The sequence below is a fragment of the Pseudomonas sp. HS-18 genome, from assembly GCF_020401845.1.
GTDB lineage: Bacteria > Pseudomonadota > Gammaproteobacteria > Pseudomonadales > Pseudomonadaceae > Pseudomonas > Pseudomonas nitroreducens.
On sequence record NZ_CP084413.1, the window covers coordinates 2,234,413 to 2,255,271 of the forward strand.

The following is a 20,859-nucleotide window of genomic DNA, read 5'->3' on the forward strand; positions in this document are numbered from 1 at the left end:
TAGCTCCCAAAGCAGTACAGGCCGATCAACTTGGCTCAACAGAACAGTCGCGGGAGCGGGATTGACCAGTGCCCTGGGCGATTTTTGCTACGAGACCACAACCGTGATTCTTCCTGGGTTCCTTGCGGTACTGGGAATACCCGCCGCGGCACTGGGCACCATCGAAGGGATCGCAGACGCTCTGGCCGCTTACACGAAAATGTTCTCCGGCTACATCGCTGACAAACTGGGGCATCGCAAACTGCTGGTCCTGATCGGCTACGGCCTGACGCCGGCCGGCCAGGTCCTGCTAGCACTGGCGTTGGGTTGGCCGCTGCTTCTTGCCGGCCGGCTGGTTTCCTGGTTCGGCAAAGGACTGCGAGGCCCATTGCGCGATGCTATCGTGATCCAGGCGGTGACTGCCGATACCCGGGGGCGTGCATTCGGTTTCCACCGGGCGATGGACACGTTGGGGGCCGTCATTGGCCCGTTGCTTGGTGTCGCCCTACTGGGGTGGGCTCAACAGCTACCCTGGGACGATGCGACAGGGCCTTTCCGGCTGGTGCTCTGGTTGAGCGTCATCCCCGGCGTCCTCGCCGTATTGGCGTTCCTGACCCTGGTCAAGGACCCGCAGCACTCCGCGAACCCCGAGTTGAAGTTCTTCCAGACCCTCAAAGGCCTGCCTCTGCGTTTCAAGCGCTACCTGGGAGCCGTCGGGCTATTCGGTATCGGTGATTTCAGCCACAGCTTGCTCATACTTGCGGCCACGCAACTGCTCAGCGGAACCCTGGGAGTGGTGCAAGCGGCGCAGGTTGCTGGTCTGCTGTATGTCTGGCGCAACCTGGTCCAGGTCCTGACGTCCTACCCCATCGGCATACTGGCGGATCGCCTGGGCTCGCTGCCGGTGCTTGTCGCGGGTTATGCCTTGGGTAGCCTGACGGCTCTACTGGCCGCACTGGCTTTCTGGCTGAGGTTGGACAGCGTGCCGATGCTGGTACTGCTCTTCACCGTCGCGGGCCTGTATGTGTCCGTGCAGGAGGCCCTGGAGTCCACTGTAACCGCGGACATGGTGCAGCAGGAGACGCTGGCTCTGAGTTACGGTGCGCTTGGCACGGTGAACGGCACCGCAAAGTTCATCTCGAGCGCTACTGTTGGTCTCCTATGGACTGCAGTCTCGCCCGTGCTCGCTTTTCTGCTGGCGGCCATACTAATGATCGCAGGTACTGGGGTGTTGGCTCGGATGTCTGGTGGTACTGGACGTTAAGCGGCTTATCTACGGAGGGGCCGGTGGCGAGCAACTGTCGCCGCCTTCCGCTAGATTTCCGACCCGCAGGCCGACGTACCAGAGGATTGGAACGGCTGCCAACGGACTAAGTACGCAGAATGCTACGGTTGCCATTACGGAGTGATCGTAAAGGACACCAATTAGGCTGCTACCGGCGAACCAAGCGATACCGTAGCCGGCGGTGAATTGACCAAAGGCGGAGGCGCGGCGAGTGCTGGGCACCATAGGAGCAACCGCGGCGGGGATGATGGATTCGTGCACCCCCATGCCCACCCCCCAAATCGCCGCGCCGAAAAGTGCGCACCAGAACCCGCCAAGCAACGTCAGCGGTGCAAAGACGCTACTTGCCAGCGTCAGGCCGACCAGCACCTTGAAGCCGTAGCGGTCGAAAAGACGGCCGAACAGCAGGGAACCGCAACCGCTCACACCCATCGCCACCGAGTAGAAGATCGCTCTCCATCACGAGCACGCCAAGCGCCTCGATGAACTAGGCGTGTCCAAATCGTCCATTGTCGCGGCGGCGCTGGCATCCTGGCTCTCGCCAGACGCGGGCGACCAGCGCGAAGCCGCCATCGCCAAATGGCTGGATTGCCTGCAGCAGAGTTCCGTCCTGCTTGAGCAGGTCGAGATAAGGATTGATGTAGTGCGGGGCGGAGACGGCGTCGATGATGAGATCAAGCGTCGAGCCGTGCGCGGCCATCGCTTGCGCGTCGCTGGACAGTACGACCTCGTCGGCGCCCAGGCGCTTGCCGTCCTGCATCTTGGATGCGGACGTGGTGGACAGTATGACATGCGCGCCGAGCGCCCGGGCGAGCTTGACGGCCTGTGGCCAAGCCCCCAGGCCGACGCCGCCGACCCGCTTGCCTGGCCCCGCGCCCCAGTGGCGCAGCCGCGACTAGGTAGTGATGCCGGCGCACAGCAGCGGCGCGCCGGCGGTCAGGCGCAGCACGAAGCTTTCCGTCACGACGAAATGGCTGGAGTAGCCACCGAAGGCAGGGCCGCCGAGGATGGGATCGACGCTGTTGTAGGTGGCGACCATGCCTTGCTCGCAATACTGCTCCAGCCCCTCGCGGTAGCTCGGGCAGGTGCAGCAGGAATCTACCATGCAGCTGACCGCCACTATGTCGCCCACCTTGAAGTGCGCGACCTTCGCTCCGACGGCCGAAAGGCGCCCGACGATTTCGTGGCCGGGAACACTGGGATACAGCGTGCCACCCCATCCGCCGCGGGCGGTTTGCAGATCGGAGTGGCACACGCTGCAATAGAGGATGTCGATGGCGACATCCGTGGGCCCAGGTTCGCGGCGTGAGAACGAGAAGGGAGCCAGCGGCGAGGTCGCGTTTTCGGCGGCGTAGCCGGTGCAAGCGGACATGGCCAAGATCCTTTCCGAACGATGATGGAGTCTGGATTTTTCGTGACTGCTACAGGTCCACTGCGGCAAGCCCCTGGTCGTCATAGCGCGTGCCCTCGACCGGATGCGCCGCGACAGCCGCTTCGATGGCCGCGATGTCGGCCACGTTGAGGGATACGCGGGTGGCGGCCATGTTTTCTTCGAGCCGGGTGCGCTTGCGCGTCCCGGGGATCGGTACGATCCAGGGCTTTTTCGCCAGCAGCCAAGCGAGTGCGAGTTGCCCCGGCGTGACGTTCTTCTCCCGCGCGATTGCCTTCAGCGCATCGACGAGAGCGACATTCTTGCGCAGCGCCGCAGCCTGGAAGCGCGGATTGCCGCCCCGGAAGTCATCGTCGCTGAAGGTCGCATCGGCGCCGAACGCTCCCGTCAGAAAGCCGCGACCGAGTGGGCTGTAGGCGACGAAGCCAATGCCGAGTTCTTCCAGCAGGGCCAGGATCTCCTGCTCCGGTTCACGTGACCACAACGAATACTCGCTTTGCAGCGCGGTCACGGAGTGGACCGCATGGGCCTTGCGGATCGTTGCCGCACCGGCCTCGGACAGGCCGAAATGCTTGACCTTGCCCGCCTTCACCAGATCGGCCACGGCGCCGGCAACGTCTTCGATTGGCACCTGCGGATCGACGCGGTGCTGGTAGAACAGGTCGATGCGATCGGTGCGCAGCCGCTTCAGCGCCGCATCGGCGACGGCCTTGATGTGTTCTGGGCGGCTGTCGGTGCCGAGCGGCCACGGACCGCCGTTCGGGTCGATGGCGAAGCCGAACTTGGTGGCGATCACCACCTGGTCGCGCACCGGCGCGAGCGCCTCGCCGACCAGTTCTTCGTTGGTGAACGGACCGTAGACTTCGGCGGTATCGAAGAAGGTGACGCCCAGATCGACGGCTCCGCGCAGTAGCCGGATCATGTCGCCGCGCTCGCCGGGTGCGCCGTAGGCCCAGGTCATACCCATACAGCCGAGCCCGAGCGCGGACACTTCCAGGCCGGAGTTTCCCAATATGCGTTTGTTCATGTCATGTCCCCTCTTTTGGAATCCGTGTTCGACCGGGGCCGGATCATTCCACCCCGGCATATCCGCTCACCCGATCAGGTGTTTGGGCGTTGTCCGGGCAGTGCCGCTTCGATCGCTTCGATGATGGCGCCGTCCTGCGGCTCGATACCGGGCGCGAAGCGGGCGATGACAGCGCCGTCGCGGCCGACCAGGAACTTCTCGAAGTTCCACGCCACTTCCGGCTCGGGATTGGGCGTCACGCCATGCCCCGCCAGCCACTGGCGGAACGTTTCGCCGCCTTGGGCCCTGGGCCTGGCTTCGATCAACGCGGCGTAAAGCGGATGCTTGCCTTCACCCGCGACGGAAATCTTGGAAAACAGTGGGAAATCCACTGCATAGGCCGTCGAACAGAAGCGCTGAATTTCGGCATCGTCGCCGGGTTCCTGCCCGGCGAAATCATTGGCCGGGAAGCCAAGCACCGCGAAGCCCTGTTCGCGATACCGGGAATGGAGCGCCTCCAGACCTTCATATTGCGGTGTGAGGCCGCATTGGGATGCGGTGTTGACGACCAACAGCACCTGGCCGGCATAGTCGGCCAGCGAAGTCTGTGCGCCGTCGATGCGGGTAATCGGAATGGTGAAAAGAGCAGCAGTCATCGCCATTTTCCTTCGGTGTGGGAAAGTCATGTCACCCGGCGCATTCCGCCAGGTGCCCCAGCGTGGTCGGGCCGTTCGTCGCAGGCGCATCATGAAACGGCCGGGCCAGCTCCAGCACGACCTCCCTGGCGGGAACGATGCTGGCGATGCCGCCGGCGGATTCAGAGACGCAGACGATGCCGTTGTCCAGATCGCCATCGAGCATGCCGGTTTTGGTCGCCGCGATGCCGTCGGATTCTGTGGCGCCAGCCCCCGGTTTCGGTGCGATGATCCGAGCCATGGCACCGGGCGTGCCCGCTTCGATGAGGTCTTGTGAGCGCACGTCTAGAATCGCCTGCTTGGCCGCTGCCGCAGCTGGTGATTCATCGGTCATGATGAAGCGCGTACCGGCGTAGATGCCTTCCGCGCCCGCAGCATGCGCCGCTGCCGCTGTTTTTCCATTGTAGATGCCGCCGGCTGCGATCACGGGAATGCGCAGTACGTCAGTGATCTGCGGCAACAGCACCAGCGTGCTGATCCGGTGCGCGCTGAGATGCCCGCCCGCCTCGTGGCCGGTGACGATAAAGGCGTCTACGCCCGCCTGCTGCGCTTGCAGGGCGTTCTCGACGGTGGGCGACAACTCCCGATGGACGACGGTGATACCAGCCTCTTTGAACGCGCGGATGTAGTCCAGGCCTTTGCCGATGTCCTGGCCGACCGTGATCACGACCCTGACCTTTTCTTCAAGAATGACCTTCAAAAGCGGTTCGGCATAGAGGTAGCTGATGTCCACGCCCTCGATCGGCAGCAGGAAATTCACCGCAAAGGGCTTGCCCGTCAGGCGCCGCGTCTTGCGGATTTCATTGCGCAAGCGCTCGGCCGTCTCGCCGGGATCGGTGGTTTTGGTGGTCTGCCCGGCATTGGGACCGAGCACGCCCATGCCCCCGGCCTCCGACACTGCGGCAACCAGGTTGGCGGATGTCAGCCAGACCATCGGCGCCTGGATCACCGGATGCTCGATCTTCAAAAGTCTGGAGACACGTGTCTCGTTGGAAGACATTTCTATTACCTCGAATGTGTGTTGTCTCTTGTCGCTCCTGGCACCGGGCCGGCTGCAAACGGATTTGGCGAGAGCGTTGGCTATACCACGCCGGCAAGCCTGACAACGAACGCCTGGGCTTGGGCGCGCAACTGCTCTCCCTCCTCTGCGACCAGGCCGGTGCGCTCGGCGAGCGCTTCGGGGATACGCCGCACCTCATCGTACAGCGCCCATCCATGCGCGGTCGGGGCGGCGAAAACGCGCCGCTCGTCAGCGACGTCACGCCTGCGGACGATCAGCCCGGCTTCCTCCATCCGTTTGAGCAGCGGGCTGAGCGTGCCGACGTCGAGGTGCAGGCAGCCGCCCAGCTCGCCCACGGAAACCTCCTCGCGCTCCCACAGCACCAGCATCACCAGATACTGGGAATAGGTCAGGCCCAGGGGCTTCAACAGCGGCCGGTAGAGCCGCTGCAGCAGGTTGGTCGCCGCATAGAGGGGAAAGCAGAGCTGGCGATCGAGATGAAGCAGATCCTCGTCGCGCCCCCGCTCGGATGCCGTCATCGCGTCTTCACCGACAGGGCCACGTCGATGTTGCCGCGCGTGGCATTGGAGTACGGACAGACCTTGTGCGCCTCGGCAACGATTGCTTCGGCCGCCGCCTGGTCGACCCCGGCGATGGTGACGTCGAGCGCCACGGTCAACGTGAAACCGCCGCTGCCGTTCGACTCCATGCCGACAGTTGCCGCGACTTCGATGTCGTTGTCGCGGACCTTCGTCTCCTTGTTGCGGGTGATGTGGATGACGGCGTTGCCGAAGCAGGCCGCATAGCCAGCCGCGAACAGTTGTTCGGGATTGGTCGCCCCGCCCTTGCCGCCAAGCGCGGAAGGCAGGGACAGGGGTAGATCCAGAAGGCCGTCGGTGCTCTTGACGGTGCCGCTGCGGCCGCCTATGGCGTTGACTGTCGTGCTGTAGAGTGTGCTCATGTGTTTCTCCTGATCAAATTCATTAACTGCCAGCCAGGTTGTGGCTGGCCATATATCCTGGAAGCGCTTGCCGGCAGGCAAGGCTCCGTCTTGTCAGTGCCTTACTTCGCGGCCTTGAGGATCACCTTCATGGCTTTCTCCTTCGCCGCTGCGCCGAAGACCTCGTACGCCTTCAGAATGTCGTCCAGCGCGAAGCGATGGGTGATGAGCTGGGCCGGTGAGATGCCCCCGGCCTGAAGCGTCTTCAGCAGCATGGGCGTGGTATTGGTGTTCACAAGGCCCATGGCGATGGTGATGTTCTGAAGCCAGAGCTTCTCCACGTGCAGCTCGACGGGCTTGCCATGAACGCCGACATTGGCGATGCGCCCGCCGGGGGCTATGGTCTGCTGGCAGATATCGAACGTTGTGGGAATGCCGACCGCCTCGATCGCCACGTCGACACCGACACCGCCCGTCATTTCCATGAGCGTTTCGACCGCCTTGCCATCGGCAACGTTGATCGTGTCAGTGGCACCGAATTTCCTTGCGACTTCAAGCCGGTTGGCATCGGTGTCCAGCATCACAAGCCGCCCCGGCGAATAGAACTGCGCCGTCAGCAGTGTGGCCATGCCGACAGGCCCGGCGCCAACGATGGCGACGACATCGCCCGGCTTCACCTGGCCCGCGAGGACGCCGATCTCGAAGCCGGTCGGCAGGATGTCGGACAGCATGACAAGCGCCTCTTCGTCCGTGCCGTCCGGCACCGGGTAAAGGCTGTTGTCGGCGTGCGGAATGCGCACATATTCGGCTTGGGTGCCGTCTATCAGATGGCCGAGTATCCAGCCGCCATCTGCGCAATGGGAGTAGAGCTGGCGCTTGCAGTTCGGACACGAGCCGCAGGAGGTGACGCAGGAGATCAGCACCCGGTCGCCCTTCTTGAAGTTGCGCAGGGCGCTGCCGGTCTCCTCGACAATGCCGACGCCCTCGTGGCCGAGCGTCCGGCCCGGCGTGACGGCGGGTACGTCACCCTTGAGAATATGCAGGTCGGTGCCGCAGATCGTGGTGTTGGTGATCCGCACGATGGCGTCGGTCGGCTTCTCTATAGCGGGTTTTTCCTTTTCTTCCCACGCCTTCTGACCAGGCCCCTTGTAGACGAGTGCTTTCATACCTTTGTACTCCATTGTGGTTTGCTGGATGCCGTCTTGACGATCAGCTTTGCAATTGCAGAATCAATGGCGGGATTTCGCCGCCGCTCAGCCGGAAGATGCAGTCGACTAAAGAAATTGGTCATTGGGTTCTTTCGCCCTTTTCGAAGGTGAAGCCCGGTGCCAGAGAATCCGACGGGACAGAATTCCGCAAACACAGCCTCACCCGGACAACTTGCTGGCAAGCACCTGCGCCTTCTCGATGCTGGGTGGCTCAGACAGCAATTCTCCGGCCCTGGCGAGCAGGGCGGCGGCGACCTTGCCCGCCAGATGCGCTTCACGCCCGGCCTCATCGGGGAAGGCGTCGAAAATGGCGAAGGTGCTGGGACCGAGGCGCAGGCCGAACCATGCGGCGGTGGCTGGCTCATCGAGCACGAGCGTCAAGCCCGCCTCCAGGAACGCCTCGACCTCCTGCTCTTTTCCGGGCCGAGCCTCCAGACGAACGAACAACGCAGTTTTAAGCAGGCTCATGATCAAGAAACTCCTTGACGTTTGGGGTGGGCTGGGTGTCGCACGGGCCCCGGCCCGCGCGCCGATGGCGTCATCGCGTTTTCACCAACAGGGCCACGTCGATGTTGTCACGGGTCGCATTGGAATACGGGCAGACCTTGTGCGCCTCGGCAACGATTGCTTCGGCCGCCGCCTGGTCGACCCCGGCGATGGTGACGTCGAGTGCCACGGTCAACGTGAAACCGCCGCTGCCGTTCGACTCCATGCCGACAGTTGCCGCGACTTCGATGTCGTTGTCGCGGACCTTCGTCTCCTTGTTGCGGGTGATGTGGATGACGGCGTTGCCGAAGCAGGCCGCATAGCCAGCCGCGAACAGTTGTTCGGGATTGGTCGCCCCGCCCTTGCCGCCAGGCGCGGCAGGCAGGGACAGGGGTAGATCCAGAAGGCCGTCGGTGCTCTTGACGGTGCCGCTGCGGCCGCCTATGGCGTTGACTGTCGTGCTGTAGAAGTGTGCTCATGTGTTCCTCCTTGATTTATTGGTAATATATAGCAAGCAATAATATTGCTTGCTATATATTTGGGCGTTCGCCGTACACGGGAGTTTTGGCAGGCCGTCCTCGCCGGCAGCCTCAAGGTGGCTTACTAAGGCAAAGGCGGCCGTGGCTCTTGGTTGTGCCGTCGTTTACGCACAGCGCGGTGCCCAGTGATCGTAATGCCCAGGTGTTCTACCAGGGCCAACAAATCCCAGAGGTAGGCGTCGTAGGTGTAGGTGCCCGACGGGCACCATTGGCTATCGCCGTGACCGCGCAGGTCGGGGGCGATGATGCGCCAGTCCGCGCACAACCGCTCCGCGACCCAATCCCAGTTGCGGCAGTGGTCGCGGCCGCCGTGCAGGAGCAGCAGTGGCCGGGCTTTGCTATCGCCCCACTCGGCGTAGTGCAGACGCAGCCGTTGCGACTCGAAGAGGTTCGCGCGGGGAGCCATGGTGTCAGCGGGGGTACTGGGCGTCGTCGACGTGCTGGCAGATGCCGGTGACGAACTCGGAGGCCGGCGACACCAAGTAGAGCAGGGTGCTGTCCAGTTGTTCCGGCAAGCCGGCGCGCTTGCGTGACAGGCGCTCGACCATGTGCTCGCGGAAGCGCGCCAGGTGCTCTTCGGTCATCTCGGTCTCGAACAGCCCCGGCGCGATGGCGTTGACATTGATGCCGTGATTCGCCCACTCCAGCGCCAGCGCTTCGCTCATGCGGATCACTGCGGCCTTGAGCGAACAGTAGAGTGCCGCGCCCATGCCGCTGCTGTAGTGCAGGGCGCCGCCCGAGAGGAGGTTGACGATGCGTCCCGGTCGTCCGGCGGCGATCAGGTGCCGGGCCACTTCGGTGGCGACGATGAAGGGCGCGCGCAGGTTGGTGGCGAAGAGCTCGTCCATCGCCGCCAGCTCCATGTCGAGGGCTGTGCCGCTCTGCCCGATGCCGGCGTTGTTGACCAGGATGTCGATGCTGCCGTACGCCTGGGTCAGCTCGCGTATGCGTACCGGCAACGTGGCGGCGTCGCGCAGGTCGAGGACTTCGACCATGGCCTGACCGCCGCTGGCGGTAATCGCCTCAGCCACTTCCGCAAGCGGTCGCGGCGGCGGCCGCAGAGGATCACCCGCGCGCCGGCCGCAGCCAGTACCCGAGCGAAGCGCCGCCCCAGACCGCTGCCGGCACCGGTGACCAGGGCGAGTTGGTCGAACAGGTCGACGTGCAGGGGCACGCCCGCCTTTGCAGATGCGTCGTTCATGCGGTTGTCTCCAGAGTGCGGGCGCGACAGCGAGCCTGGGGACTCGCTGTCGCGTGGGAAGGGTCAGGCGGACTTGGGAATGAAGATGGATTTCGGCTGGGTGAACTCCATCAGCCCGGCGACGCCGTTCTCCACGCCGAGGCCGGACTGCTTGTGGCCACCCAGCGGCACCATCGGCGATGACTCCAGGTTCTGGTTGATCCACACCGCGCCGGCCAGGCCGTAGGCGCTGGCGATCACCTCGTCGACGTCGCTGAAGCGCAGCAGCGGCAGGATCGGGCCGAAGGCTTCTTCGACCGCCACGCGGGAATCCTCCGGCGGGTTGTCCACCAGGGTCAGCGGCATGAAGTAGCCGCGCTCAGGTACCGCAGCGCCTTCGAGCAGCACCAGGCCGGCGTCGCGGGCCTCGTCACGCAACTGTAGCACGCGGCGGTACTGCGGCAGGTTCTGGATCGGCCCGAACAGCACGCCCGGCTGCATGCAATCGCCGATCGGCAGGGTCTGCGCCAGTTGGTGCAGCTTGTCGCGCGGGCGCTCGTAGATGCTTTCGTGGATGTACAGGCGCTTGCACGCCACGCAGACCTGGCCGCTGTTGAAGAAGGCGCCCATGAACAGCTTCAGCGCCACTTCGTCAACGTCCACGTCCGGCAGCACGATGGCCCAGGCGCGTATAGAACCCTTGTGCGGTGAGTGACGCAGGTACCTTGAGGCAGGCGACGCCCACCGCCCGCGCCCGTTCTTCGACGGCGGCCATCAAGCGGGCACCGATGCATGCCCCTACCACGCGGGGTCGACGAATACACTGCGCACCACCGCACGGTCGAGGCTGGCGGTGCTGACCGCCTGGCCATCTTCCAGGGCTACGAACACCTCGCGGCGGGCGATCAGCCTGCGCACGGCGTCGACGTCGAAACTGCGCGCCACCCGCTCGATCACCGAGGCCGGGTAGTCCTGCGCAGTGCTCTGGCGCAGGCTGCGCAGGATCACCGCACTGATGGCGGGGGCATCTTCGGGGCTGGCGCGGCGGAGCGTGGGCGACATCGTGCGGTCCTTGCATCGGGTGGCGGGCAGTTCGCTCAGAAGCTGCCCTTGAGCGTGACCATGAAGTTACGCGGGTCGCCGTAGTAGTTCATGGTCAGGCGGTCGCCAATCGTTTGGTAGTACTTCTTGTCGAACAGGTTGTTGCCATTCAAGGCAACGCTCCAGTGCTCATCCAGGTGGTACTGGATCCGACCACTCCAGATTGCATAGCCGGCCTGCGCACTCTTCACCGAGTTGGACAACCGGTAGATGTCACTCTGCGCAGTCACCCCACCACCGACGCTAAAATCGCGCAGTGCACCGGCCAGCTCGTAATCGCCCCACACCCGCAGCAGGTGGCGGGGCACCAGGGTGTTGTAGGTGTCGCCATCGGAAGCGGCGACGTTGACGTTACGCACGGCACTCAAGGTCTTGGTCTGGGTGTAGGTGTAGCCGGCCAGTACCTGCAGACGCTCGATCGGCGAGCCACTCATTTCCAGCTCGACCCCCTGGGCACGGACCTTGCCCGTGTCGTAGGAGCAGTTGCATGAACTGTCCAGCGCGCCGGCCGCATGTTCCTGGTAAGCCTGGAACAGGTTGGCGGTGCCGTTGAGCGCGCCATCGAACCATTCGCCCTTGATCCCCAGTTCGTAGTTCTTTCCCGTTTTGGGCGGAAGTGGCTTGCCATCGGCATCGACATAGGACTGCGGCTGGAACACATCGGCATAGCTGGCGTAGACAGTCAGATGCGGGTCGATGTCATAGAGCAGCGCGGCGAAGGGAGTGACCTGGCCAGTCTCGGTCATGCGCGAGGTGCTGACGCTGCCATAGGACTTGTTGTCGTTGTAGTAGTCGTACCAGCTCACCCGGCTGCCCAGCACCAGGGTGAGCGGCTCGGCGAGCTTCAGCCGCAGGTTGGCATACGCACCGGTCTGCTTGATATCGATCTTGCTCGGGTAGGGCCAGCCACCACGATAGGAGTTGGCGATAATCTCGCTGTCGGACGGCTCAGCCACTTTGCCGGGGTCGAAGGCATCGATGGTGGTTCCGGTCAGACGCTCCAGTGCCCACACGTCATTGCTGCGCGAGCGGCTGGTATTGGCGCCGAGGGTCAGCTCATGCTCCAGGCCGAAGGCGCGGAATTTGCCATCGATGAAGCCATCGAAGCCGTAGTCGGTCTGGTCATAGTCGAAGAGCCCGGCAAGCGGGGTCAGAGCGCCATTGTCGCTTCCCACGGCTACGGTGCTGAACACCGCGCCCTGCAGGTACTTCATATCCTGGGTGTTGTGCGTGTAGATGGCGGAGAGCTTGGCGCGCCAATCATCGTTGAGCCGCTGGCTGATATCGGCCCAGACGGTGTTGCGCTTGCTGTCCCAGGTGTTCCAACTCGCGCCCAGGCACGTGGAACGGCTGAGTTTCAGGTCGCTACCATCGGCGTAGCGAGGCAGGCCGCCCCAGCAGGGAGTGGCATCGACACGTTCGTAGGCAAAGCCGATACCGGCGGTAGTATCGGGCGTGAAGTCATAGTCCAGCGCAGCGTAGGCGATATCGTCACCGCGCTTGGCGATGTCGTAGAAATACTGGCGGTCCTGCTTAGCCACCACAGCCCGGCCACGCAGGGTGCCATCCGCGTTCAGCGGGCCACCGACATCGACCTGGCCACGATAGTTGTCCCAGGAGCCGCCCTGCAGGGTGACCGACGCCGTCGGCGTAGCCTGGCCACGCTTGCGCACCAGGTTCACCGCACCAGTGGGCGTACCGGCGCCCTTCATCATCCCCGAGGCACCCCGCAGAATCTCCACGCGGTCGTAGACGGTCATGTCAGCGCCGAAGCTGTTGGCTTGTACGTAGCTGCTGCCGATATCCAGCGGGACGCCGTCGTACTGGTACGGCGCATCCATCTTGAAACCACGCGAGTAGAAATACTGCCCGGCCATGGGCGAGCCGGACACGGTGATACCCGGGGTCTTCTCCATCACCTGATCGATGGTGTTGAGGTTCTGGTCATCCATCAGTTTGCGGGTGATCACCGTCACCGACTGGGGGGTTTCCTTGAGCGTATGCGCGCCCTTGCCGATGGTCAGCGCGCCGGTGGTGTACGAGCCGGTGCCCTCGGTGGTTTCGCCCAGCGCCGCCGCGTTCACCGTGGTGGCGCCCAGCTCCAGCGTGTCGCCCTCGGGCGTGCGCTCGACGGTCAGCGTGCCGTTCTCGGTGGTGCGCAGTTGCAGGCCACTGCCCTGCAAGGCCCGGCGCGCCGCGTCTTCGGCGTCGAAGTCACCGTCTACCGCATGGCTGGCACGGCCGCGTACCAGCGCCGGGTCGGCGACGATGCTGCGCCCACTCTGCCGGGCGATTTCGCGCAGGGCCTGGTCCAGGGGCTGGGCCGGCAACTGGTAGTGCTGCGAGGCCGGTTCGGCGAACGCGCCGGGCATGGCCAGGGCGATGGCCAAGGCCAGCGGCATCGAGGGGCGAAGTGAGGTGCGCATGAGGCGGTCGTTCCTTGAGGTTCGGAGAAAAATTTCCTCCTTTGTCGAACGAGCGGAAAAATCCCCTCACGCGATCACAACTTTTTTCAGCCCCGCTGTTCAGCCACGGTTTCAGGCCAGGTCGATGAGGGTCAGCGGGCCATAGTGATCGACACGGATCGGCAACACCTGCGCCAGGGATTGCAGGGCGCGCTCGGTGTCATCCAGCGGGAACACGCCGAACACCCGCAATGCCGCGGCCTGCGGGGTGATCCGCAGCAGGCCGTAGCGATACGGGCGCAAGGCATCGACCACATAGCCCAGGGCTTCGTCCTGCACATCCACACGGCCTTGCAGCCAGGCATCCAGGCGCCGGGACGACGTACCCTTCGGGTCAAGGCGCAAGGCATCGAAGCGCAGCGTCTGGCCACTCTGCAGTTGCCCGGACTGCCCCGAGAGCGTGCTCACCTGCGCGCTGCCGCGCATCACGCTGACCCAGGCGTGCCCCGCCTCCTGCGCCACCACGAAGGTGCCGGCATGGCTGCTGACGCGGCCTTCGGCGCACTGCACGACGAAGGCCCGGCGTGGGTCGTCCGCCACCTCAATGCACAACTCGCCCTGATGCAGGCGCACCTGGCGCTGCGTTGCGCTGATGTCCACGTCGACCGTGGTCCGCGCATTGAGCGTGAGGAGGCTGCCGTCGGCCAGGGTAATGCGCCGACGCTCGGCAGTGCCGCTGTAGTAGTCGCGGATCAATCCCTCCAGCGGCATGCGCCGTTGCAGCGTCAGCACGCCGGGCAGCCCGGCGAGCAGCAGCAGCGCTGTACCGCCGCGCAGCAACCGGCGACGCTCCAGCGACACGCCGGACTGGCGCAGCACGCCGGTAGCGACCTGCTCGCTGCCGGGTATCTGCCGGTGCGCATCGGCCAGCCTGTCCAGCGGCTGGGCCAGCGCGCCGGTGACCGAGGCCCAGGCCTGGCGGTGTTCGGCACTGCTCGCCAGCCAGGCTTCGAATGCGCCACGGTCAGCCGGCTGGGCCGTACCGGAGTCGAGCAGCACCAGCCAGTCGATGGCCGCCTTGATCGCCTCGGGCAACCGTCCTGCGGCTGCCTGGCTCATGGCTGCCCGCCGAGGCTGGCCAGGTAGCACTGGGTCACCGCGCGGCGTATCCAGCGTTCGATGGTCGCCACCGACACGCCCAGACGCTCGGCGATCTCCGGGTGGGTGAGGCCTTCCAGGCGATTGAGCAGGAAGGCATGGCGGACCTTTTCCGGCAGGCCGTCGAGCATGTGGTCAACCGCCGCGATGGCCTCGCGCAGAACAGCCAGGTCTTCTTCCGACGGCGATACGACTTCCGGCAGGCCGGCCAGGGCATCGAGGTAGGCGCGCTCCAACTCGTTGCGCCGCCAGAAGGAGCACAGCAACCGCTTGGCCACCAGGCAGAGAAAGGCCCGGGGCTCTTGCAGGGCATCACGTTGCGGGGCTGTCCAGGTACGCAGGAAGGTGTCCTGGGTGAGGTCGGCGGCATCGGCATGGCAGCCCAGCCGCCGCCACAGCCAACCATGCAGCCAGCGGTGGTTGTCGGCATAGAGCTGCTGGAAGGTGTCGCGGGACGTGGAGGAGTCGGGCATGATTGTGGCGAATTACTATCAATTGCGTCACATTCTCATCTCACCTGACCAGCCTTGGCAAGTATCCCAGTCTCCACGTCGCAGTGGCAACGAGTTGCGCGGGGGAAAAGATCGTGGGCATGGCCCACTTGTATGGCGTTAGGGTAGGAACCTGTCGAGGGTGGAGGGACAAGGCCCTCTTCTGCAAGCCAGACAGACGGTAGGAGACTTCCCCCGCCCACGCGCTCACCACAAGCGCCGATAAGGAATCCTTCGGTTGAGTAGCCGCTCAAACCGACAATACCGGTAAGCCTGCGCTATGTGAGCCCCCGACAGGTCGCTCCATCTTCAGCGTCGGAGAGCTCTATGACAAGCCAAACTGCGGTGATTGGAATTGATGTGGCCAAGGAGTCGCTGAGCATCTGTGGTGCCCCTGCGGGCGAAGTGTTCGAGCTGCCCAACGAGTCGTGTTCAATCAGGAACTGGCTCAAGACCCTGCCTTCTGGCTGTTCGATCGCGATCGAAGCGACGGTGATCTACCATGTCCTGGTCGCGACTCTGACCCATGCACGGGGCCATCGGATCTACGTCATCAATGGTTATCGCCTGAGCAATTACCGCCAGGGAATTGGTGGTCGAAACAAGGATGATCGCAGCGATGCTCAGCTGCTGGCCCGCTATCTGGCCCACGAGCAGGCGCAATTGGGTCCCTGGCAGCCGCCGAGCAAGGTATACAGCCGGCTGTAGGCCATGTTGCATCGGCGTGCCGTCGTCGTTCGTAGTGCGACCTCTCTGCGCCAAAGCTTCTCTCAGGACCGAGAGCTGGCCAGCGAGTTGAAACCCGTGCTCAAGCGCATGGCCACCCTGGAGAGGAGGCTGGAAGACGCGATCCAGTCAACGCTGGACGAAGCCGGACTGACAGCCCAGAGCAAGCGCTGCCAGAAAGTCGAGGGTATCGGGCCGCTGACCGCAGCCGCCTTGAGCATGGCATTCCTGCGCGGGAGCTTCCGCAACAGCGATGCGTTCATCGCCTTCATAGGTCTGGATGTGCACCTGAAGGAATCGGGTCGCTACAGTGGCCGGCGCAAGCTGACCAGGCAGGGAGACCCGGAAATCCGCCGGTTATTGCACAGCATCGCCATGTCCGCAGCCCGCACGCAGCGCTGGCAATCGATCTATCAAAGCTACCTGGCGCGCGGCCTGAAAAAGACTGAGGCGCTGACCATTCTCGCCCGCAAATAAGCCCGTATTGCCTTTGCCCTGATGCAGACGCAAACAGCCTATCGACGCCCCGAACCGGAGGCAGCGTTGGCATAGAATCTTAACGCTCTCGTGGCATTCCTGCCGCTCGCCCCTCTGCGTGCTACCTGCACTCGGCCGACCGATGGGACGGTTCGCGCGTCGGGGGTTCTGGGGGGATACATTTCAGATGGGGAGGTATCGCCCTTGGGCGTACGCCCGCTGTTTTCGAATACCAGAGCCCGCGAATTGTGGCTGGGTCAGCAGATGCGCGGCAGTTGTTCGCCGGCCAGCCAGTCGACGATGCGCCGCCCGCCGAAGCGGGTGTGCATCTGCACGAAGCCGTGGCTGTCCTCGACCACCTGGCCGATGCGCGCGGCACGGGTGCCCAGCGGGTGGGCGTGCAGGGTCTGGAGCAGGGCCCGGGCGTCCGGCTCGGCGCAGATGATCACCAGCTTGCCTTCGTTGGCCACGTACAGCGGGTCGAGCCCGAGCAGCTCGCAGGCGGCCTCGACCTGGGGCAGCACCGGAATGGCGGCCTCGTCGAGGAGCATGCCTACGCCGGACTGTCCGGCGATCTCGTTGAGTGTGGTGGCCAGCCCGCCGCGGGTCGGGTCGCGCAGTACGCGCAGACCCGGTGCCACGGCCAGCAGTTCGGCGACCAGACCGTGCAGGGCGGCGCTGTCGGACGCGATCTTTGTTTCGAATTCCAGCGATTCGCGTTGCGAGAGGATGGCCACGCCGTGCTCGCCGATGCTGCCGGACACCAGGATGACGTCGCCAGGGCGGGCGCGATGGCCGCCGGTGTCGATGCCGGCGGCGAGCGCACCGACCCCGGTGGTGCTGATGAACACGCCATCGCCCTTGCCGCGCTCGACCACCTTGGTGTCGCCGGTGACGATGGCCACCCCGGCCTCGCGGGCGGCGCGGCCCATGGAGTCGGCGATGCGCTTGAGCGCGGCCAGGGCGAAGCCTTCTTCGAGAATGAAACTGGCGGCCAGGTACAGAGGCCGGGCGCCACAGACGGCAACGTCGTTCAGGGTGCCGTGCACGGCCAGGCTGCCGATGTCGCCGCCGGGGAAGAACAGCGGCGAGATCACGTGCGCATCGGTAGCCATCACCAGGCGCTCGCCGGGCCCGGGGGCCGGCAGTGTGGCGCCATCGTTGCCCTGGCGCAGCCAGGGGTTGTCGAAGGCACGCAGGAAGAGTTCCTCGATCAGTTGCGCCGAGGCGCGGCCACCGGCGCCGTGGGCCATCTCGACCTGGCCGTCGCGCAGGTTCAGCGGGCGCACATAGCCGCGTTTGACAGGGGCGCGAGCGTTCATACGGCGTGTACCTCGATGTCCTTGTAGCGCCCGTAGGCGTAGTGCGCTGCACAAGCGCCCTCGTTGGAGACCATGCACGAGCCGACCGGGTTTTCCGGGGTGCAGACGCTGCCGAACAGGCGGCAGTCGATGGGCCGCTTCTGCCCGCGCAGGATCGGCCCGCATTCGCAGGCCTTGTGGTCGGGCACCGACTGGTAGTGCAGGGCGAAGCGCGCTTCGGCGTCGTGCCGGGCAAAGGCCGGGCGGATGCGCCGGGCGCTGGCCGGCATCTCGCCCAGGCCGCGCCACTCGAAGCTCTCGCGCAGCTCGAAGACTTCTTCCATGAGCGCCTGCATGGGCCGGCTGCCGGCCTCGCTGACGGCGCGGATGAATTCGTTCTGCACCTCGGCGCGCCCGTCGTTGACCTGCTGCACCAGCATGAGGATGGCCTGCAGCACGTCCAGCGGTTCGAAGCCGGCGATCACCACGGGCTTGCGGTAGCGCCGGGCGAACTCGGCGTAGGGCGCCGCACCGATCACCACGCTGACGTGCGCCGGGCCGATGAAGCCGTCCAGGGCCACCGCCTCGCTGGCCGGGGTGTCGAGGATGTGCGCGATGGCCGGCGGGGTCAGCACGTGGCAGCAGAGCACGCTGAAGTTGTCCAGCCCGCGCCGGGCCGCCTCGCGGATCACCAGCGCGGTGGGCGGGGTAGTGGTTTCGAAACCGACGGCGAAGAACACCACCTCGCGGGTGGGGTTGGCCTCGGCGATCTTCAGCGCATCCTGCGGGGAGTAGATCATGCGGATGTCGCCGCCGCGGGCCTTGGCGCGCAGCAGCGAGAGCCCGTCGGAGGCCGGCACGCGCAGGGTATCGCCGTAGCTGCAGAGGATCACCCGCTGCTCCAGGGCCAGGCGGATGGCCAGGTCGATGCGCCCGATCGGCAGCACGCAGACCGGGCAGCCGGGGCCGTGGATCATGCGCACGTTGCCCGGCAGCAGGTCGCTCACACCGTAGCGGGAAATGGCATGGGTGTGCCCGCCGCAGAACTCCATGAAGCGGTAGTCGCGTTCCGGCCGGGCGGCTTGGGCGATGCGTGCGGCGATCTGTCGGGCCAGTTCGCCATCGCGGTATTCGTCGATGTACTTCATAGGTCCTGCGCCGGGGCCAGGCCCAGTTCGTTGAACATTGCCAGGGTGCGGCGGGCTTCCTCCGGGTCGATCAGGCCGAGGGCGTAACCGACATGCACGATCACGTAGTCGCCGACCTGTGCGCCGCTGACCAGCGCCAGCGAGATTTCCTTGCGGATGCCGCCCAGGTCGACCAGGGCCTGGTCGTTGTCGCGCAACTCGACCACTTCGGCGGGGATGGCTAGGCACATGCGGGAATATCCTCCAGCGGCAGCGCCGCGTGGCCGCTCGGGGCAGCCCAGTGCGCGGCGACCCAGGCCTGGCCCAGGGCCAGCCCGGCGTCGCCACAGGAAACGCTCTGCGCAGTGAATACACGCCGCCCCTGGGCGGCCAGATGCTGGCCAAGCCGGGCGCTGAGCAGACGGTTGGCAAAGCAGCCGCCGCCGAGCAGCACCGGCAGGTCGCCCCCCTGGCGTGCCAGCCAGTTGGCCAGTGCCGCGGCCAGCGCCAGGTGGAAGAGCGCCGCGCCTTCGGCGGCGCGGCCCTGGTCGGCCAGTTCGAACAGGCGCGCGAGCAGCGGCAGCAGGTCCAGGCGGCCGTTGTCGCAGACCTGCCAGAGGCCCTCGGGCGCTGGCGCCGGGTGGCTGGCCAGGTAGTCGCTGGCCGCGCGTTCCAGGGCAATGGCGGCTTCGGCTTCAAAGGCCTGGCGCAGGCTCAGGCCGAGGATTCCGGCGGCGGCATCGAACCAGCGCCCGGCGCCGCTGCTGGGCGGGCAGTTGAGCCGACGTTCGAGCATGCGTGCCACGGTCGCGGCGGCCGGCGCGCCGACCTGCGGGGCCAGCCGTGCCTCGATCTCCTCGCCGCGGCCGAGCAGGTGCAGGCTGGCGGCCACCAGGCGCCAGGGTTCGCGGGCGGCGCTGTCGCCACCGGGCAGCGGCAGCGCCCGCAGCGCGCCGAGGCGACGCCAGGAGGAGGCCTCGACGCGCAGCAGTTCGCCGCCCCAGGCCTGGCCATCGCAGCCCAGGCCGACCCCGTCCAGGGCCAGGCCGAGCACCGGCCCGGCCAGCCCGTGCTCGGCCTGCACGGCGGCGATGTGCGCGTGGTGGTGCTGCACCGCCAGTGCCGGTATGCCCAGGCGTGCGGCGCTGTCGAGCGCCAGCCGGGTGCTGTGGAAGTCTGGGTGCAGGTCGTGGGCGATCAGCCGGGGCGGGGCTTCGGCGTGCGCCAGCAGTTGCTCCACGGAGGCTTCCAGGGCCAGGCAGTTGGCCGCCTCGCCAAGGTCGCCATGCACCGGCGACCAGAGCACCCGGTCGCCCTGCAGCAGGCAGGCGCTGTTCTTCAGCCAGGCCCCACAGGCCAGTACCGGCGGCCAGACCGCCGCGAGCGGCAGGCGTTGCGTGTGCAGCTCAGTCATGCCGGCACCCCAGCGATACGTGTTCGCCGGGTTGGCCAGGGTGCCGGGCCCGGCCGTCGAGCAGCCATTCCAGCCACGCCGGCATGCCGCTGCCATCGCGGGCGCTGAGCTGGATCACGCGCAGCCGCGGGTTGACCCGGTGGGCGTAGTCCAGGCAGCGCTGCACGTCGAAGTCCAGGTGCGGCAGCAGGTCGGTCTTGGTCAGCAGCATGAGGCTGGCGGCGGCGAACATGTCCGGGTACTTCAGCGGCTTGTCCTCGCCCTCGGTGACCGAGAGGATCGCCACCTTGGCGGCCTCGCCGAGGTCCCACAGGGCCGGGCAGACCAGGTTGCCGACGTTTTCGATGAACAGGATGCCGGCCGGCCCTGCCGCGGTGAGCGGCCGCAGGGTGCCGAGCCGGCTGCCCGCCGCCGGTGGCGCCAGGCGTGCGGTCGGCTGTCCATGGCCGTGCCCACGGGCGTGCACGGCATGGTGCAGCGGCAGGCGGGCATAGGCCTCGGCGACCATGCGCGCGTCCAGGTGGCAGCCCTTGCCGGTATTGACCTGGATCGCCGGCACCCCGGTGGCGCGGATACGTTCGGCGTCGTGGCTGGTCTGCTGATCGCCTTCGATCACTGCCAGCGGCAACTGCGCCTGGCGTTGGCGCAAGGCCTGCAGGGTGGCGCAGAGCAGGGTGGTCTTGCCCGAGCCGGGGCTGGAGACCAGGTTGAGTGCGAGCACGCCATGGCTGTCGAAGTCCTGGCGGTTGCGCGCGGCGTGGCGGTCGTTCTCACCGAGCACGTCCTGCTCCAGGCGAATGGTGCGCGATTGGCTCACGCCGGGCAGCGAGACGCCGGCGGCGCCCTGCCCGTAGTGCAGGTCGGCGCTGGCATTCAGGCCGGCGTCGGGCGCTGCGGGAGTGTGGGAGTGGGATGGGCCGCCGGAGCAGCCGCAGACGACGCACATGGCGT

Annotated in this window: 23 protein-coding genes and 3 pseudogenes; 4 read left to right on the forward strand and 22 right to left on the reverse strand. The window is 65.8% G+C overall.

The features are described 5' to 3' along the window. Nucleotides 1-61 precede the first annotated feature (61 nt). A complete protein-coding gene (locus tag LDJ84_RS10435; RefSeq protein WP_226046299.1) occupies nt 62-1,243 on the forward strand; it encodes an MFS transporter in 1,182 nt (393 codons plus the stop codon). Nucleotides 1,244-1,252: 9 nt separating this feature from the next. On the opposite strand, the gene LDJ84_RS10440 is transcribed toward LDJ84_RS10435, so the two are convergent. Beyond that, nucleotides 1,253-1,690 carry an MFS transporter gene (locus tag LDJ84_RS10440; RefSeq protein WP_201022402.1) on the reverse strand — a complete coding sequence of 146 codons (438 nt, stop codon included), beginning with the start codon at nt 1,688-1,690 and terminating at the stop codon, nt 1,253-1,255. Nucleotides 1,691-1,712: 22 nt separating this feature from the next. Here LDJ84_RS10440 and LDJ84_RS10445 point away from each other — a divergent pair. Further along, nucleotides 1,713-1,886 (forward strand): annotated as a pseudogene (locus tag LDJ84_RS10445) (CopG family transcriptional regulator); the annotation flags it as partial. Here LDJ84_RS10445 and LDJ84_RS10450 read toward each other — a convergent pair. The 16 genes and pseudogenes from LDJ84_RS10450 to LDJ84_RS10525 all read right to left on the reverse strand — a co-directional run. Next, nucleotides 1,863-2,636: pseudogene (locus LDJ84_RS10450) on the reverse strand (NAD(P)-dependent alcohol dehydrogenase); the annotation flags it as partial. The pseudogenes LDJ84_RS10445 and LDJ84_RS10450 sit on opposite strands and share 24 nt — an antisense overlap. 49 nt (nt 2,637-2,685) lie before the next feature. Further along, nucleotides 2,686-3,681, reverse strand: a complete 996-nt coding sequence (locus tag LDJ84_RS10455) for an aldo/keto reductase (RefSeq protein ID WP_034076296.1) — start codon at nt 3,679-3,681, stop codon at nt 2,686-2,688. Between the two features lie 74 nt (nt 3,682-3,755). Next, nucleotides 3,756-4,316, reverse strand: a complete 561-nt coding sequence (locus LDJ84_RS10460) for a glutathione peroxidase (protein ID WP_034076298.1) — start codon at nt 4,314-4,316, stop codon at nt 3,756-3,758. A gap of 31 nt (nt 4,317-4,347) precedes the next feature. Next, on the reverse strand, nt 4,348-5,355 hold the full coding sequence (locus tag LDJ84_RS10465) for an NAD(P)H-dependent flavin oxidoreductase (protein WP_051878640.1): 1,008 nt from the start codon (nt 5,353-5,355) through the stop codon (nt 4,348-4,350). Nucleotides 5,356-5,435: 80 nt separating this feature from the next. Next, nucleotides 5,436-5,894: a MarR family winged helix-turn-helix transcriptional regulator gene (locus LDJ84_RS10470; protein WP_034076300.1), complete on the reverse strand. Its 459-nt coding sequence runs from the start codon at nt 5,892-5,894 to the stop codon at nt 5,436-5,438. Next, nucleotides 5,891-6,316 (reverse strand): Ohr family peroxiredoxin, encoded by a 426-nt coding sequence (locus LDJ84_RS10475; RefSeq protein ID WP_034076302.1) that lies wholly within the window; start codon nt 6,314-6,316, stop codon nt 5,891-5,893. Before LDJ84_RS10475 ends, LDJ84_RS10470 begins: the two co-directional genes overlap by 4 nt. 101 nt (nt 6,317-6,417) lie before the next feature. After that, nucleotides 6,418-7,461 (reverse strand): zinc-dependent alcohol dehydrogenase family protein, encoded by a 1,044-nt coding sequence (locus tag LDJ84_RS10480; protein WP_034076304.1) that lies wholly within the window; start codon nt 7,459-7,461, stop codon nt 6,418-6,420. Between the two features lie 201 nt (nt 7,462-7,662). Next, entirely contained in the window at nt 7,663-7,965 is a 303-nt protein-coding gene (locus LDJ84_RS10485) for a putative quinol monooxygenase (protein WP_034076332.1), read from the reverse strand. A 76-nt stretch (nt 7,966-8,041) separates the two neighbouring features. Continuing rightward, the gene (locus LDJ84_RS10490) at nt 8,042-8,434 is read right to left on the reverse strand and encodes an Ohr family peroxiredoxin (RefSeq protein WP_058168058.1); all 393 of its coding nucleotides are present in this window, start codon (nt 8,432-8,434) and stop codon (nt 8,042-8,044) included. A gap of 158 nt (nt 8,435-8,592) precedes the next feature. Beyond that, entirely contained in the window at nt 8,593-8,934 is a 342-nt protein-coding gene (locus LDJ84_RS10495; protein WP_034076308.1) for an alpha/beta fold hydrolase, read from the reverse strand. Between the two features lie 4 nt (nt 8,935-8,938). After that, nucleotides 8,939-9,729 (reverse strand): annotated as a pseudogene (locus LDJ84_RS10500) (SDR family NAD(P)-dependent oxidoreductase). A gap of 63 nt (nt 9,730-9,792) precedes the next feature. Then, nucleotides 9,793-10,371: an aldehyde dehydrogenase family protein gene (locus LDJ84_RS10505; protein WP_201022401.1), complete on the reverse strand. Its 579-nt coding sequence runs from the start codon at nt 10,369-10,371 to the stop codon at nt 9,793-9,795. Nucleotides 10,372-10,506: 135 nt separating this feature from the next. Continuing rightward, complete coding sequence (locus tag LDJ84_RS10510; protein WP_023105833.1) at nt 10,507-10,770, reverse strand: GNAT family N-acetyltransferase; 264 nt, start codon at nt 10,768-10,770, stop codon at nt 10,507-10,509. Nucleotides 10,771-10,805: 35 nt separating this feature from the next. Next, nucleotides 10,806-13,235, reverse strand: coding sequence for a TonB-dependent siderophore receptor (locus tag LDJ84_RS10515; RefSeq protein WP_181400551.1), 2,430 nt, complete (start codon nt 13,233-13,235; stop codon nt 10,806-10,808). Between the two features lie 111 nt (nt 13,236-13,346). After that, nucleotides 13,347-14,333, reverse strand: coding sequence for a FecR domain-containing protein (locus LDJ84_RS10520; protein WP_023105835.1), 987 nt, complete (start codon nt 14,331-14,333; stop codon nt 13,347-13,349). Next, complete coding sequence (locus tag LDJ84_RS10525) at nt 14,330-14,845, reverse strand: sigma-70 family RNA polymerase sigma factor (RefSeq protein WP_023105836.1); 516 nt, start codon at nt 14,843-14,845, stop codon at nt 14,330-14,332. The genes LDJ84_RS10520 and LDJ84_RS10525 overlap by 4 nt, the downstream gene beginning before the upstream one ends. A 345-nt stretch (nt 14,846-15,190) precedes the next feature. On the opposite strand from LDJ84_RS10525, the gene LDJ84_RS10530 reads away from it, so the two are divergent. Both LDJ84_RS10530 and LDJ84_RS10535 read left to right on the forward strand, forming a co-directional pair. After that, nucleotides 15,191-15,571 (forward strand): IS110 family transposase, encoded by a 381-nt coding sequence (locus LDJ84_RS10530; RefSeq protein ID WP_226046300.1) that lies wholly within the window; start codon nt 15,191-15,193, stop codon nt 15,569-15,571. 96 nt (nt 15,572-15,667) lie between these two features. Further along, complete coding sequence (locus LDJ84_RS10535; protein ID WP_226046301.1) at nt 15,668-16,066, forward strand: IS110 family transposase; 399 nt, start codon at nt 15,668-15,670, stop codon at nt 16,064-16,066. A gap of 257 nt (nt 16,067-16,323) precedes the next feature. On the opposite strand, the gene hypE is transcribed toward LDJ84_RS10535, so the two are convergent. The 5 genes from hypE to hypB are packed head-to-tail and all read right to left on the reverse strand — an operon-like array spanning nt 16,324 to nt 20,854. Then, nucleotides 16,324-17,355: a hydrogenase expression/formation protein HypE gene (gene hypE / locus LDJ84_RS10540; protein ID WP_269465861.1), complete on the reverse strand. Its 1,032-nt coding sequence runs from the start codon at nt 17,353-17,355 to the stop codon at nt 16,324-16,326. A 29-nt stretch (nt 17,356-17,384) separates the two neighbouring features. After that, nucleotides 17,385-18,515, reverse strand: a complete 1,131-nt coding sequence (hypD, locus tag LDJ84_RS10545; protein WP_023105839.1) for a hydrogenase formation protein HypD — start codon at nt 18,513-18,515, stop codon at nt 17,385-17,387. Continuing rightward, nucleotides 18,512-18,745 carry a HypC/HybG/HupF family hydrogenase formation chaperone gene (locus LDJ84_RS10550; protein ID WP_031630801.1) on the reverse strand — a complete coding sequence of 78 codons (234 nt, stop codon included), beginning with the start codon at nt 18,743-18,745 and terminating at the stop codon, nt 18,512-18,514. The genes hypD and LDJ84_RS10550 overlap by 4 nt, the downstream gene beginning before the upstream one ends. After that, entirely contained in the window at nt 18,736-19,908 is a 1,173-nt protein-coding gene (locus tag LDJ84_RS10555; protein ID WP_058168056.1) for a hypothetical protein, read from the reverse strand. Before LDJ84_RS10555 ends, LDJ84_RS10550 begins: the two co-directional genes overlap by 10 nt. Further along, on the reverse strand, nt 19,901-20,854 hold the full coding sequence (hypB, locus tag LDJ84_RS10560; protein ID WP_051878648.1) for a hydrogenase nickel incorporation protein HypB: 954 nt from the start codon (nt 20,852-20,854) through the stop codon (nt 19,901-19,903). Before hypB ends, LDJ84_RS10555 begins: the two co-directional genes overlap by 8 nt. Nucleotides 20,855-20,859 lie beyond the last annotated feature (5 nt).

Bases quoted from the DNA above. Each gene is read 5' to 3' on its own strand.
- LDJ84_RS10470 (WP_034076300.1), bottom strand. From the start codon at position 5,894: ATGACGGCATCCGAGCGGGGGCGCGACGAGGATCTGCTTCATCTCGAT.
- LDJ84_RS10475 (WP_034076302.1), bottom strand. From the start codon at position 6,316: ATGAGCACACTCTACAGCACGACAGTCAACGCCATAGGCGGCCGCAGC.
- LDJ84_RS10460 (WP_034076298.1), bottom strand. From the start codon at position 4,316: ATGACTGCTGCTCTTTTCACCATTCCGATTACCCGCATCGACGGCGCA.
- LDJ84_RS10455 (WP_034076296.1), bottom strand. From the start codon at position 3,681: ATGAACAAACGCATATTGGGAAACTCCGGCCTGGAAGTGTCCGCGCTC.
- LDJ84_RS10525 (WP_023105836.1), bottom strand. From the start codon at position 14,845: ATGCCCGACTCCTCCACGTCCCGCGACACCTTCCAGCAGCTCTATGCC.
- LDJ84_RS10515 (WP_181400551.1), bottom strand. From the start codon at position 13,235: ATGCGCACCTCACTTCGCCCCTCGATGCCGCTGGCCTTGGCCATCGCC.
- LDJ84_RS10530 (WP_226046300.1), top strand. From the start codon at position 15,191: ATGACAAGCCAAACTGCGGTGATTGGAATTGATGTGGCCAAGGAGTCG.
- LDJ84_RS10465 (WP_051878640.1), bottom strand. From the start codon at position 5,355: ATGTCTTCCAACGAGACACGTGTCTCCAGACTTTTGAAGATCGAGCAT.
- LDJ84_RS10550 (WP_031630801.1), bottom strand. From the start codon at position 18,745: ATGTGCCTAGCCATCCCCGCCGAAGTGGTCGAGTTGCGCGACAACGAC.
- LDJ84_RS10480 (WP_034076304.1), bottom strand. From the start codon at position 7,461: ATGAAAGCACTCGTCTACAAGGGGCCTGGTCAGAAGGCGTGGGAAGAA.
- hypB (WP_051878648.1), bottom strand. From the start codon at position 20,854: ATGTGCGTCGTCTGCGGCTGCTCCGGCGGCCCATCCCACTCCCACACT.
- LDJ84_RS10510 (WP_023105833.1), bottom strand. From the start codon at position 10,770: ATGTCGCCCACGCTCCGCCGCGCCAGCCCCGAAGATGCCCCCGCCATC.
- LDJ84_RS10495 (WP_034076308.1), bottom strand. From the start codon at position 8,934: ATGGCTCCCCGCGCGAACCTCTTCGAGTCGCAACGGCTGCGTCTGCAC.
- LDJ84_RS10520 (WP_023105835.1), bottom strand. From the start codon at position 14,333: ATGAGCCAGGCAGCCGCAGGACGGTTGCCCGAGGCGATCAAGGCGGCC.
- LDJ84_RS10555 (WP_058168056.1), bottom strand. From the start codon at position 19,908: ATGACTGAGCTGCACACGCAACGCCTGCCGCTCGCGGCGGTCTGGCCG.
- hypD (WP_023105839.1), bottom strand. From the start codon at position 18,515: ATGAAGTACATCGACGAATACCGCGATGGCGAACTGGCCCGACAGATC.